Annotated in this window: 10 protein-coding genes; 7 read left to right on the top strand and 3 right to left on the bottom strand. The window is 68.6% G+C overall.

The window, feature by feature from the left end; genetic code table 11:
- Positions 1-7: 7 nt before the first annotated feature.
- The gene (locus I6J77_RS01790; protein WP_204110340.1) at positions 8-610 is read left to right on the top strand and encodes a GNAT family N-acetyltransferase; all 603 of its coding nucleotides are present in this window, start codon (positions 8-10) and stop codon (positions 608-610) included.
- Positions 611-618: 8 nt separating this feature from the next.
- Here the strand turns inward: I6J77_RS01790 and pssA are convergent, their stop codons facing one another.
- The gene (gene pssA / locus I6J77_RS01785) at positions 619-2019 is read right to left on the bottom strand and encodes a CDP-diacylglycerol--serine O-phosphatidyltransferase (protein WP_204110339.1); all 1401 of its coding nucleotides are present in this window, start codon (positions 2017-2019) and stop codon (positions 619-621) included.
- 166 nt (positions 2020-2185) lie between these two features.
- On the opposite strand from pssA, the gene I6J77_RS01780 reads away from it, so the two are divergent.
- Positions 2186-5704: a patatin-like phospholipase family protein gene (locus I6J77_RS01780; RefSeq protein WP_204110338.1), complete on the top strand. Its 3519-nt coding sequence runs from the start codon at positions 2186-2188 to the stop codon at positions 5702-5704.
- A gap of 53 nt (positions 5705-5757) precedes the next feature.
- On the opposite strand, the gene I6J77_RS01775 is transcribed toward I6J77_RS01780, so the two are convergent.
- Positions 5758-6159 (bottom strand): DUF4156 domain-containing protein, encoded by a 402-nt coding sequence (locus I6J77_RS01775; RefSeq protein ID WP_204110337.1) that lies wholly within the window; start codon positions 6157-6159, stop codon positions 5758-5760.
- Between the two features lie 142 nt (positions 6160-6301).
- Positions 6302-9175, bottom strand: coding sequence for a pitrilysin family protein (locus tag I6J77_RS01770; RefSeq protein WP_204110336.1), 2874 nt, complete (start codon positions 9173-9175; stop codon positions 6302-6304).
- Between the two features lie 273 nt (positions 9176-9448).
- Here I6J77_RS01770 and I6J77_RS01765 point away from each other — a divergent pair, with 273 nt between their 5' ends.
- The 5 genes from I6J77_RS01765 to I6J77_RS01745 all read left to right on the top strand — a co-directional run bounded on the left by I6J77_RS01765 (position 9449) and on the right by I6J77_RS01745 (position 13358).
- The gene (locus I6J77_RS01765; RefSeq protein WP_056717441.1) at positions 9449-9670 is read left to right on the top strand and encodes a hypothetical protein; all 222 of its coding nucleotides are present in this window, start codon (positions 9449-9451) and stop codon (positions 9668-9670) included.
- A 32-nt stretch (positions 9671-9702) separates the two neighbouring features.
- Complete coding sequence (trmL, locus tag I6J77_RS01760) at positions 9703-10176, top strand: tRNA (uridine(34)/cytosine(34)/5-carboxymethylaminomethyluridine(34)-2'-O)-methyltransferase TrmL (RefSeq protein WP_204110335.1); 474 nt, start codon at positions 9703-9705, stop codon at positions 10174-10176.
- A 117-nt stretch (positions 10177-10293) separates the two neighbouring features.
- Positions 10294-10944: an SCP2 domain-containing protein gene (locus tag I6J77_RS01755; protein WP_204110334.1), complete on the top strand. Its 651-nt coding sequence runs from the start codon at positions 10294-10296 to the stop codon at positions 10942-10944.
- Positions 10941-12590, top strand: coding sequence for a ubiquinone biosynthesis regulatory protein kinase UbiB (ubiB, locus tag I6J77_RS01750; RefSeq protein WP_204110333.1), 1650 nt, complete (start codon positions 10941-10943; stop codon positions 12588-12590). The genes I6J77_RS01755 and ubiB overlap by 4 nt, the downstream gene beginning before the upstream one ends.
- A 21-nt stretch (positions 12591-12611) precedes the next feature.
- Complete coding sequence (locus I6J77_RS01745) at positions 12612-13358, top strand: pseudouridine synthase (protein WP_204110332.1); 747 nt, start codon at positions 12612-12614, stop codon at positions 13356-13358.
- The last annotated feature ends 25 nt before the right edge of the window (positions 13359-13383 follow it).

Genomic DNA, 13383 nt, shown 5'->3' with positions numbered 1-13383 from the left:
ATCCCCGATGACCCCGTTCGCCCCGATCCGTCTGCATGACGAATACGTCGTGCTGGAACCGCTGAGCCCGGACCACGTACCGGCGCTGGAAGCGGCTGCCGCCGACGGCGAACTGTGGAACCTGCAGGTCACCAGCGTCCCCGCGCCGGGGCAGACGGGTGACTACGTGGCCAGGGCGCTGCAGGGCCAGGCCGAGGGCCACATGCTGCCGTTCGCGATCCGCGAGTCCGGCAGCGGCGAGATCGTCGGCAGCACCCGCTACTACGAGATCGACGCCGCGCTGCCGCGGCTCGCCATCGGCTATACGTGGTACGCCAAGCGCTGGCAGAAGAGCCACCTCAACACCGCCTGCAAGCGGCTGCTGCTGGAGCACGCGTTCGAGGCCCTGGACTGTGTGGCGGTGGCCTTCCACACCGACGAATTGAACGAGGATTCGCAGCGCGCGATCGAGCGCCTCGGTGCGCAGCGCGAGGGCGTCCTGCGCGCCCACCGGCGTCGCGTCGACGGCAGCCTGCGCAACACCGTGTGTTTCAGCATCCTCGCCGGGGAATGGCCGAACGTGTCGAACTGGCTGGAGATGCGGCTGAGCCGGCTGGCCGCGAATTCGTAGCAGCGCTGCTACATCAGCCGGTTGAGCAGGTGATCGAGCTGGCTGCGGTCGAGCCGCTTCAGCAGCTTGCGCACCTCGGGCGGATACTGCCGCGGGCTCTCCAGCGCCTGGTAGTCGACCAGTCGCGTGGCGTGCCGGCGCAAGGCCGCCCACTCCGCTTCGTGTTGTGCCTGCAGCAGGCGTGACGGGTCGCGCAGGACCAGTGCGTTTTCCAGATCCAGTGACCACGCCCGCGGATTGAGGTTGTTGCCGGTCAGCACGGCCACGTCGTCGTCGATCAGCAGGCCCTTCAGGTGATAGCTGTTGTCGCGGTCACGCCACAGGTGCAGGTTGAGCTGGCCGCTGTCGATCTGGCGGCGGTGCGCGCGGGCGAAGCGGCGCAGGTTGTTTTCGTACAGGTAGGGCAACAGCCCGATGGTCTTGAACGGCTCGCCCGGCGGGATGTAGAAATCGTTGGCGGTCTTGTCGCCGACCATGATGTCGATCGTGCAGCCACGACGCAGCAACTGGCCCAGCACCGCGCGCACCGGCCGCGGCAGGTTGAAGTACGGCGTCAGCACGATCAGCCGCTGGCGGGTGCCGCGCAGCAACTCCAGCAGCACCTCGTTCAGCGTGTTGTCGCTGCGGCCAAAGCCCGGCAGCGGCGTCACCGCCACCGTGCCGTCGGCCAGGCTGGCCTGCGGCACGTCGTAGCTCGCCCGCTGCAATGCCTGGCGGAATTCGCGGATCGCCGGCTGCAGCGACTTCGTCGAGGGCACGTCCGCCACGTTCAGGCGCCGCACCGCATCGCTGCCGATGAAATACTTCTGCACGAAACCGGCCATCGCGTCGGCCAGGCCCACGTGCTGCAGCAGGTGATAGCGGTCGAGCCGGTAACGCTCATGCCGCGCAAGATAGACGTCATTGAGGCTGGCGCCGCTGTACAGCACCGCGTCGTCGATCACGAAGCCTTTCAGGTGCAGCACGCCGAACAGTTCGCGGTTCTGCACCGGCACGCCGTAGATCTCCACGCCCGGCCCCAGCCGCGCCGCGTATTCGCGGTACATGCCCGCGTTGCCCGCGCTTTTCTGCTTGCCGATCAGGCCGCGCTGGGCGCGATGCCAGTCCACGAACACGGTTATCCGCAGGCCCGGCGCGCGCGCCTTCGCCGCGTACAGCGCATCGAGCACTTCACGGCCGGCATCGTCGTCCTGCAGGTACAGGGCCACGATCACGATGCGCCGGGTGGCCTGGCCGATGAGCCGCAGCAAGGCCTGCCGGAATGCCGACGGATCAGGCAGGGTGGCGATCGCGCTGGCGGGCACCGCGAAGAACGGCATCGCCTGCGTCGAGGCGCCCGGCTTGCGCCTGCGGGGAAACGGCAGGATGCGCCGCGCGATGCGGCCGGGAGCGGAGATCAGCTTGTTCATGGCCACAACGATGGACGACAACGCCCATCATCGCAAACCGCGGCGGATGCGCCTACACCGCGGCGCGGCTTCCACGTCGCCGACGGCACTTGCCGCGGGTGACGTGCGGGCGCATAACCTCACCCGCGGCATGGCAGGGGCATCGAGGCCCGGGGGAGAACAAGCCATGAATCAGAACAGGGAAGCACAGCCCTCGGCTGGCGAGCCGGCGACGGAAAGGCAGTTGTTTGACACGCGGCGCGACCGCGCCGGGGTGGAGCCGCAGGCGCCACACGCCGGCCTGGCCCTGTCCGGTGGCGGCGTGCGCAGCGCCACCTTCTGCCTGGGCCTGTTGCGGGCGCTGGCGCGCAACGGCGTGCTGCACCGTTTCGACTACCTGTCGACGGTCTCCGGTGGCGGCTACATCGGCGCCGCGTTTGGACGTCTGTTCAATGCCGCCACCACGCCGCAACAGGTCGAGCAGGGCCTGGCCAACGATCGCTCCCTGCTGTTGTGGTGGTTGCGCAGCAACGGTCGCTACCTGACGCCCGCCGGCGCGGGCGATCTGCTGCAGGCTGCCACCGGGCAGCTGCGCGGCTTCGTGGCCACCCAGTTCGAGATCGCCGTGCTGCTGGCCCTGCTGGCATCGGCGGTGGTGTTGCCGCATCTGCTCTGCTATCCGGTCTACGCGCAACACCTGCCATGGCTGACGTTGAACCTGTGGTGGCTGGGCCTGGTTCCGCTGGGCTGGTTGTCGGCGGCCTGCGCCTTCGCCTACTGGTGGGCGCGCGATCCGGAAGACGGCTCGCTGGCGGGGGACCTGACCATCGTCGTGGTCACCGCCGCGCTCGGCGGCTATCTGCTGTGGCTGGCCCAGCCGCTGGACAGCAGCCACGGCCCGGGCCTGCTGCAGGTGGCCGGCGTGATCCTGCTGGCGATCCCGCTGGCATGGCTGTGGACCCGGCTGCGCGGCAACCATCCGGCCCAGGATCGGGTGCACTACACGATCAGCCTCACCTTCCTGCTGAAGTGCCTGCTGCTGTTCCTGCTGCTCGGCGTCGCCGACCTGCTCGGCTGGTTCCTTGCCTGGCTGCTGGAATCGGGCGCGCTGCACGGTCCGGCGTTGAACGGCGCGGGCCTGATCGCGCTGCTGGTGGCGGTGGCGCGGTTCGCCCTGCCGGCGCTGCAGCCGCACAACGACAAGCCCAGCCTGGCGCGTTTGCCATTGGCCCTGATCGCCAACCTGTGCGGCCTGCTGCTGCTCGGCCTGCTGCTGTTGTTCTGGCTCAGCGCGCTGCAATACCTGCTGTTCTTCATGGGCACCACCACCTCCGCCGAAGCGGCCTGGCTGCGCTGGCTGGCGGTGGTGGTGCCCTGTCTTGCCTACGCGGGCCTGACCGGACGCAACCTGCAGGCGATCAACCGCTCGTCGCTACATGCGTTCTATCGCTCGCGCATCGCGCGCACCTACATTGCGGTGGGCAACCAGCCGGTGGCCGCCGCGGGCCCGACGCGCTTCCCCATCTCGCCGCTGCTGTCGAAGGACTCCGCCACCGCGCAGGCGGTGGTCAAGGTGACCGAACTGCTCGACCACGACGATGTGGCCCTGCCCGACTACACGCCGCACCTGCACGGTGGCCCGATCCACCTGATCAACTGTTGCATCAACCAGACCGTCGACGATCGCACCGAGGCGTTCAACGCCGATCGCAAGGGCATCTGCCTCACCGTCGGTCCGTTCGGCGTGGAAACCGGAACCCGGCCCGCACAAACGTTGCCCGCGGGCGCCAGCGAACCGCTGCAAGGCACCACGCTGGCCGAATGGATCGCCATCTCCGGTGCCGCCGCCGGTTCCGGCATGGGTTCGATGACCCGCCCCGGGGTGGCCGTGCTGACCTTCCTCAGCGGCCTGCGGCTCGGCTACTGGTGGCGCAACCGGCTCGGCAAGCCGTCGCTGTCATGGTCGTGGCTCGGCAAGTCGCGGGCGGCCCTGCAGGAAATGCTGGCGCGCTTCCCCGGCCTGCAGGGTCCGGTGTGGTACCTGTCCGACGGCGGGCATTTCGACAACACCGGCGTCTATGCCCTGCTCAAGCGCGAGCTGAAGCTGATCGTGCTGGCCGATTGCGGCGCCGATCCGAACTACCTGTTCGCCGACGTCGAGAACCTGATCCGCAAGGCGCGCATCGACTACGCCGCCATCATCGAATTCATCGACCCGGCCAGCCTCGCGCCGGGCACCGTCGAGCCCGCGCTGCTGGCCCGGCTCGGCACGCCGGACAGCGTGATGCCGGGGCCGGGCACGCAAAGCCTGCTGCTGGCGCGCATCCGCTACCACAGCGGCAACACCGGCGCCCTGCTGGTGGTGAAGCCGCGCCAGCCGGCGGATTCGCCGCTCGACATCGTCGGCTACGCCAACCGCGACATGCGCTTCCCGCAGCAGGGCACGGAAGACCAGTTCTTCGACGAGGCGCAATGGGAAAGCTATTGCCAGCTAGGCGAACTGCTGGGCCGGCCGCTCGATCGCGCCACCCTCGATGCGATCCCCGTGCTGGCCCTGGACGGCGTCGCCGCCAGCATCGGCCCGCTCGCCCCGGACGTGCAGAAGAGCGCGATGTCGCTGCGCCAGCGGGTCACCGCCACGGTCGGCGCCTCGCTCGGGCTGAGCGCGATCGCCGGCCTGGCGCTGGCCGGCTGGCAGGCGTGGGACGCCCATCTGAAACAGGGCATCGAGCAGCAGAAACTGGTCACCGAGGCCGCCCGCGACCTGGGCAAGGCGATCGGCGACGACGCCGCCTTCGATGTCGGCATGGATGCCTCGGTGCAGCTGTTCCGCGCCCAGGCCGGGGCGCCGCCGTACCCGGACTCGATCCGCCTGGTGGTGGACGGCCTCGCCGATTCGCTGCAGGCGAAATGCGAAAAGCTGCCACCGGGCCAGCTTGCGCTCGCCTGCAACAACGACCTGACCATCCTCGGCGGCGCACCCTCGCTGACCCGCTGGGAACGCGCCATGGTCGGCTACCGTGACTGGCCACCGGTGGTGGCGCTCGATCCCGATGCGCCCGTGGTGGCGGGCGCGAACACCTCCTCGAACGCCGCAGCCCCGACATCCACCACCGACACGACACCCATCACCGTTGACGACATGCCGTCCGAAAGCCCCCCGCTGGCATCGGCACCGGAACCCGCGCGGGATGTCCCCCCGCCGCCGCCACCGCCGCCACCGCCACCGTCCGAAACGGCAGCACCGCCACCGGTCCGGGCGGCACGCCCCACTCCCGCCACCGCCACGGTCACCCACCCGTCACGGGCGAACGCCGCCACCCTGGCCGACGCTGCACGCCGCGCCTGCACCCAGGGCATCTCGCGCCGCTTCGTGGTCTACACGCAGATCTACGACGAGGCCGAGCGCGCCTCTGCCGAAACCCTGTTGCCCCAGCTGCGCGACCTGGGCGTGGCCACGCCCGGCATCGAGAACGTCACCGCCAGCGCCGCCAGCCACGGCCGCACCCTGCCGTTCCAGTGGCATGTACCCACCGTGCTCTACAGCGGCGCGGGCACCCAATGCGCGTCGGCGATCAGCGCATGGATGGGCGCCACCCGCCCGTTCGCCTCGCCCCGCGCGCCCCAGGCCGTGCCGTTCCCGCTATCCATCCGCGGCGAACCGAACGTGATCGAACTGTGGATTCCCGGCGCGACGAAGCCGTGAGCACCCGGTGTGACGCTCATCGCGGCGCGTGCGCCGGGCGCGGGCCCCGCGTCTCAGTGCTGGATCGGGAAGGTCTGCGCGTTGCCGGGTGCCGAGGTCGGCGCGGCATGGCCTGATGCCGGGGTGGCGGTCGGCACGCGTGCGCCGCACTGATACGCGCCCCATGGCTGCGATCCCGCATCGGGTTCGGCCAGCGGCTTGATCGTGTCGGCATTCATCTTGGCGGCCTCATTGCGGGCCAGCACTTCCAGTTCGTCGCGCACCTTGATGTCGTTGCGGTCGACCGGGCCGACGTGATCCATCACCGAGACGGTGACCTTGCCCAGGTCGCGACAGGCAGAGACGTCGCCGCTCCAGGCGGTGCGCACGTTCTTCGCCGCCGGGTCCATGGTGATGCCCCAGTTGCAGGCGCTCAGCAGCAACACGGGAACGAGCAACAGCAGGGTCTTGCGCATGGAGGGCTCCGCAACAGTGACTTGGAATAGGAAAGAGGCCGGACCTTGCGGCCCGGCCTCCATCGTAACGCGGTGAAGCGGATGCGTCCCGCGGCGGCCGCACGACATGCGGCGCCGGTTCATGCCGGCGCCGCCTGCGGGCTCACTTGGCCGGCTTCGCCGCCACCGGCTTGCCGTCGGCATCGAGCACCTGCACCTGGCCGAGCTTGAGCGCGCGGATCGGCGACTCGATCTTCGCCAGGTCACCGACGATCACCCAGGTCAGCTGGTCCGGATGGATGATCTGCTTCGCCGCCGCTTCCACCGCGGCATCGGTCTGCCCCTCGATGCGCGACTTCAGGGTCTGCACGTAGTCATCCGGGCGGTGGTACAGGGCGATGCCCTGCATCGCGCCCATCACCGCCGAGGTGGTCTGGTACTCGCCCGGCATGCTGCGCACGTCGCCGACCTTGACCTTGCTGATCTCGGCGTCGGTCAGCGGCTTGTCGCCGATCACGCCGTTGGCCTCCTTCAGCATTTCGGCGATCGACGGCGCGGTCTTGTCGGTCTGCACCGGCGCGTACAGCATGAACGGACGCTGCCCCACCGCGTTCTGCAGGAAGCTGAAGGCACCGTAGGCCCAGTGCTTGTCCTCGCGCAGGTTCATGTTGAGGCGCGAGGTGAAGGTGCCGCCGAAGGCACCGTTCATGGTCTGGATTTCCAGATTGTTGGCCGCTTCGGTGGAAGGCGCCAGGCTGCCGGCGAGGATCAGCGTCTGCTGCGCTCCGGGACGATCGACCAGGAACACGCGCGCCTGCGACGGCGGCGTGACCTGGCCGATGTTCTTCACCGGCACCTTGCCCGCCGGTGCCTTCCAGTCGCCGAACACCGCGTTCAACTGCGGGATGATCTTGTCCAGCGTGGTGTCGCCGGCGACCAGGATCTTCACGTTGTCCGGGCGGATGTAGTCGTCCATGAAGTTGTGCATGTCGGCCGCGGTCAGCGACTTGATCGACGCCTCGGTGCCCGAACCGGTGAACGGGATCGCGTAGGCGTGGCCCTGGCCGTACAGCAACGGCGGCAGGGTGCGCAGGGCGATGCCGGTGGGCTGGCTCTTTTCCTGGGCGATGCGCGCCAGCCACTGGCCGCGCAGGCGACTGGTGTCGCCGTCACGGAAGGCCGGGTTGCGCACGATGTCGGCGAACAGGTCCAGCGACGGCTTGAGCTGGTCGTCCAGCGCGTTCAGCGAAGCATTGCAGTAATCCAGCCCGCAACCGCTGGCGATGATCGCGCCCAGGCGCTGCTTGCGCTTGGCGATCTCCACCGAGTCCAAAGTCTTGGTGCCTTCGTCGAGCATGTTCATGGTGAAGCTGGAGGTGCCCAGCTTGCGACCCTGGTCCGCGGCGAAGCCCGCGTCGAACAGCAGCTGCAACTGCACCGCCGGCACCGTGTGGCGTTCGGCCAAGACCACCTCGATGCCGTTGTCGAGCTTGCCGCGCTGCAGCTCCGGGAAGCTGAGGTCGGGGAAGCTGCTGACCTCGGGCACGCCCTTGCTGCGGTCGACGTCGCTGGCCACCGTCTTGTAGTCACCCTTGGCCGAAAGCACCGGTGCCGGCGCGCCGGTGGCCGCGGCACGACCGGCCATCTTGGCCATGTCGGTGGCGTCGACCTTGCCCGGCACGACGGTCAAGGTGTAATCACCCTTGCTGATCCACTTGTCGGCCACCGCCTTGACGCTGGCCGGGGTCGCCGCCATGAACGCGTTGAAATCCTTCAGGTACTGCCCCGGGTCGCCGTGATACAGCTGGCCCTGGGCGAGGATCGAAGCCTGCGTGTTGACCTTTTCCAGGCCGCGCACGAAGGAGGCACGCGTCTCGGTCTTCACCCGCGCCAGTTCGTCGGCGGTGGGGCCGGTGTTCAGGAATTTCTGCCACTCGTCGGCAATCGCGGCCTCGACCTTCGCCGGGTCGACACCCTTCTTCACGTCGACCTGCAGGTTGAACATGCTGGCCAGCACGTGCTGCTCGACGTCCACCGAGACGTCGTCGGCCAGCTTGTCCTGGTAGACCAGCCGCTGGTACAGCCGCGAGGTCTTGCTGCCGCCGAGCACGGCGGCGGCCAGTTCCAGCAGGTTCTCGTCGTTGCTGCCGCGACCGGGCACGTTCCACTCGCGGTAGATGCGGGTCTGCGCCACGTTGTCGGTCATGGTGCCCCGGGTGGAGCTGTCGCGGGGGGCGATCCACGGCTGCGGACGCGGCACCTGCGGGCCGGCGGCGATGTCGCCGAAGTATTTCTGCATCTTTTCCTTCGCCACCGCCGGCGTGATGTCGCCGGACAGCACCACCACCGTGTTCGCCGCGCCGTAGTAGTCGCGGAACCACTGCTTGACGTCGCCCAGCGAGGCGGCGTTCAAGTCGTCCATCGAACCGATGGTGTCGTGGTGGTAGGGATGATTGGCCGGGAACGCCTCGGCCTGGATCAGCTCGCCCGCGCGGCCGTACGGCTGGTTCTCGCCCTGGCGCTTCTCGTTCTGCACCACGCCGCGCTGCTCGTCCAGCTGCGGCTGGCCGATCGCGCCCAGCAGGTGTCCCATGCGGTCGGATTCCATCCACAGCGCCATGTCCAGCGCGCTGGTCGGCACCGTCTCGAAGTAGTTGGTGCGATCGAGCCAGGTGGTGCCGTTCTGGTCGGTGGAGCCGGCCAGCTCGAACGGCTTGAAGTACTCGTCCTTGTGGTTCTCCGAGCCCTGGAACATCAGGTGCTCGAACAGGTGCGCGAAACCGGTCTTGCCCTTCGGCTCATACGACGAACCGACGTGATACCAGACACTGACCGCCACCACCGGCGCCTTGTGGTCTTCGTGCACCACCACGGTGAGGCCGTTGGGCAGGGTGAAGCGGCTGTAGGCCAGCTCGGGAATCTGCTGCGAGGCGGCGGCAGTCGTCGCGGCAATCGCGGGAGCCGCCCATGCCAGCGGCACGCCGCCAGCCAGGGTGAGTGCGCCGGCGATCAGCAGGGCGAGTGGTTTCTTTGTCACGGTGAACCTCCTGTTTCACGGATAAGTCGACACAGGCTAGCGGCGCGGGACAGGTGTCGCAAATGACTTGCGGCAGGGTCCGGCCGGGGCGTCCGCCCGCATGTCCGGCTGTCCGGCGGCGGTCGACAGCGGTGTCCGCGGACAGGATTGTTCGCCCGGGGTCGCCGTGATGACTCCGTCAAATCAAGCACTTGGGGCGTTTGCAACCGTTGGCACGCGGATTGCTCTTATGGCCGTGCAGGGACTCTTTCCCCATTCGTCGGAGACAAGCTCATGAAATTCGAAACCCTGATGTTGCGCGGACTGTTCATCGCCTGCCTGGCGGTATGCGGCCTGATCTTCGGCGCGATGGTGACCACCACGCCGGCCTCGATACAGCTGGCCGGCAGCCATTCCCTGCGGACCATCCTGCTGGCGGCACCGAGCAGTTGCGCCTTGCCGCCCGACGGCGTGATGTGCGCCCAGCTCGGCACGGCGTCGCCGCTCAACGGTTGATCCCGGGCGATGCCGTACGGCGATAATGGCGGATGCTCCACGTCATCCTGTTCAATCCCGAGATCCCGCCGAACACCGGCAACGTGATTCGCCTGTGCGCGAACACCGGCGCTGCGCTGCATCTGATCCGCCCGCTGGGCTTCGAACTTGACGATGCCCGCCTGCGCCGCGCCGGGCTGGACTACCACGAGTACGCAAGGCTCGCGGTGCACGACGACCTGGCCAGTTGCCTCGATGCGATCGGCGCGCCCAGGGTGTTCGCCTTCACCACCCGCGGCCGTGTCGCCCATGTGGAGGCGCGTTTTGCCGACGGCGACGCCTTGCTGTTCGGCTGCGAAACCGCCGGACTGCCGGCGGCCGTGCTCGAGGCGATTCCCGCCGAACAGCACCTGCGCCTGCCGATGCATCCGGACAGCCGCAGCCTGAACCTGTCGAACACGGTGGCCGTGGCCGTCTACGAGGCATGGCGGCAGCTCGGCTTCGTTGGAGCCGGGAGCCAGGAATAGGGAATCGGAAGAGCGCTCTTCCGCGAGATTGAAGGGGGCGGGCGCCACTGCTTTTGCCCTTGCCTGTCCGACTCCCTATTCCCGGCGGCGCTCGCGCCGCCCCGCTACAATCGGCAGATGAACGCCGCCACTCCCAACTCCTGGTTGCCGCAACCGCTGCGCAAGCTTGCCGGCCGTGCGCTGGAAACCGCGCTGAACCACAGCTTGTCGCTCGATCCGGACACGCAGCACAAACTGGCCGCACTGAATGGACGCAGCGTGCAGCTGCATCTGCGCGGCCCCGAGATCGCGCTGGCCATCACCGTCGAGGACGCCCGCCTCAAGGTGGGCCCGCCGCAGGACGACAACCAGCTGAAGGTCGCCGCCTCACCGGGCAGCCTGCTGGCGATGATGTTCCGCCGCGACGACGACGGCATCGCTCCGGGCAAGGTGGAGATCGCCGGCGATGCCGAGCTGGCGCGCCGGCTGGAAAAGCTGGCCAGCAAGTTCGCCCCCGATTTCGAGGAAGCGTTCGCGCGCACGTTCGGCGACGTGCTCGGCGTGCCGCTGGCCAGGACGGTGCGCAAGGGCCTGGCCCACGCCCGCGAAACCGCCAGCCACCTCACCGAGGATGGCGCGGACTGGTTGCGCGACGAGGCGCGCGTGGCGATGGCGCCGGGCGAGGTGGAGGGTTTCCTCGACGGCGTGGACGAGCTGCGCGAACGCAGCGAACGACTCGAATCACGCGTGCAGCGACTGCTGCAGCGCGTGTCGGGCAACGCCGCGTGACGCCGCTGAAGGTCGTGCCGCGGCTGCTGCGGGTCGCCTCGGTTCTGCTGGCGTACCGGCTCGACGAACTGGTCGACGCGGCTCACCTGTACCGTCCGCTGAAGCTGCTGCGGCCGCTGGTGGCGAAGCCGCGCATCGACATCCGCGGCTTGCCGCGCGGCGCGCGCCTGCGTCATGCGCTGACCGAACTGGGGCCGATCTTCGTCAAGGCCGGCCAGGTGTTGTCGACCCGCCGCGACCTGGTGCCGGCCGACATCGCCGACGAACTGGCCCTGCTGCAGGACCAGGTCGCGCCGTTCCCGGGCAGCGCAGCCCGCGCGATCGTCGAGCAGGAACTGAAGCTGCCGATTGGACGTCTATACGCCCGTTTCGACGAAACCCCGCTGGCTTCCGCCTCGATCGCCCAGGTGCACGCCGCCACCCTGCACGACGGCCGCGAGGTGGTGGTCAAGGTGTTGCGACCGGGCATCGATGCGCAGATCGCCCGCGACGTGAAGCTGCTGCGTTCGCTGGGCGAACTGGCCCAGCGCTGGCACCCGAACGCCGACAAGATCCGCCCGCTGGATGTCGTCGCCGAAGTCGAGAAGATGCTGGAGAACGAGCTGGACCTGCAGCGCGAAGGCGCCAGCGCCAGCCTGCTCCGGCGCAACTTCGCCAGCGGCGTGGACCTCTACGTGCCCGAGGTGCACTGGGACCTGACCGCCACCCGCGTGCTCACCCTGGAGCGGGTGCACGGCCTCAGCAGCGACGACATCGCCGCGATCGACGCCGCCGGGCTCGACCGCAAGGCGCTTGCCGTCAAGGGCGTGCGGGTGTTCTACGAGCAGGTGTTCCGCGACAACTTCTTCCACGCCGACGCCCACCCCGGCAACATCTGGGTCGACCCGGCGCGCACCGATGAACCGCGCTTCATCGCGCTGGATTTCGGCATCATGGGTTCGCTGCCCGAAGCCGACCAGTACTGGCTGGCGCAGAACTTCATCGCGCTGTTCGAACGCGACTATGCCCGCATCGCCAAGTTGCACGTGGACGCGGGCTGGATGCCTGCCGACGTGCGCCTGGACGAGCTGGAAGCCGCCGTGCGCACGGTGTGCGAGCCGTACTTCACCCGCCCGTTGTCGCAGATCTCGCTGGCCGAGCTGGTGGTGAAGCTGTTCCAGACCGCGCGCCGTTTCGAGCTGACCCTGCAGCCGCAGCTGATCCTGCTGCAGAAGACCCTGCTCAACATCGAGGGCGTGGGCCGCATGCTCGATCCGGAGATCGACATCTGGGCGGTGGCGCACCCGGTGCTGAAACGCATCCTGCGCGAGCGCTACAGCCCGTTGCGCACCTTGCGCGAAGTGCGCAAGCGGTTGCCCGAATGGCTGCACGAGGCACCGCAATTCCCCGAGCTGGTGCGCGACGCACTGCGCCAGATTGGTCGCGGCGAACGGCGCGTGCTGAGCGACCCGCTGGCGCTGAAACTGAGCCTGGACAACGCCCGTCGCCAGCACAAGCTGATCGCCTGCAGCCTGCTCGGCAGCACGCTGCTGATCGGCGCGACCCTGCTGGGCACGCTGTCGCCGCATTACGGCATCTGGCCGCCGCTGGGCACCGGCATCGCCGGCCTGCTGGCCTTCGCGATCGGCTGGCCGCGCGCGCGCTGATTGCGGCGAGCGCACCGACCCATGCTCGAGATTCTGTACCAGGACGACGCGCTGATCGCGGTGAACAAGCCCGCGAACCTTGCCGTGCACCGCTCGAAGATGGTGGGCAACGCCGAGGAATTCCTGATCGACCTGTTGCGCGAACAGATCGGCGACAACGTCTACCTGGCCCACCGGCTCGACCGCGCCACCAGTGGCGTGCTGCTGGTGGCGCGCAGCAAGGAGGTCGCCGCCGCGCTGGGCGAACAGTTCATGGCCCGCAGCATCCACAAGCAGTACCTCGTGGTGGTGCGCGGCTGGCCCGAACCGGGCGAAGAGGTGATCGACTATCCGCTGCCCGGCTCGCGCGAAACCGGCCCACGCCGCGAGGCACGCACCCGCTACCGGCGCCTCGCCACCATCGAGGTGCCGATCGAACTGGGCCGCTATCCGCAGCAGCGCTACGCGCTGGTTCTCGCCGAACCCGAAAGCGGCCGCTTCCGCCAGATCCGCAAGCACCTGGCGCATATCCACCACCCGGTGATCGGCGATTGCCAGCACGGCCGCGGCGACCACAACCGCCTGTACAAGCAGCATTTCGGCTGTCATCGGATGTTGCTGCATGCATGGCGACTGGATTTCCACCACCCGGTCACCGGCGTGCCGATGCAGCTGGAAGCGCCGCTGGATGAGGCTTACACGCACCTGCTCGCCCGGTTCGGCTGGCCCCAGCCCGAGGACATCGAAGCACCGGCGAACGACTTCCCGCCACCGCTCGGTTCGTCCTGAGCGTCGCCGCACGGAGGCGAAGTCG

It is taken from the genome of Rhodanobacter sp. FDAARGOS 1247 (assembly GCF_016889805.1).
Classification (GTDB): domain Bacteria; phylum Pseudomonadota; class Gammaproteobacteria; order Xanthomonadales; family Rhodanobacteraceae; genus Rhodanobacter.
The sequence above is the reverse complement of the archived record's forward strand: the minus strand, read 5'-3'. Positions and strand labels throughout refer to the sequence as shown.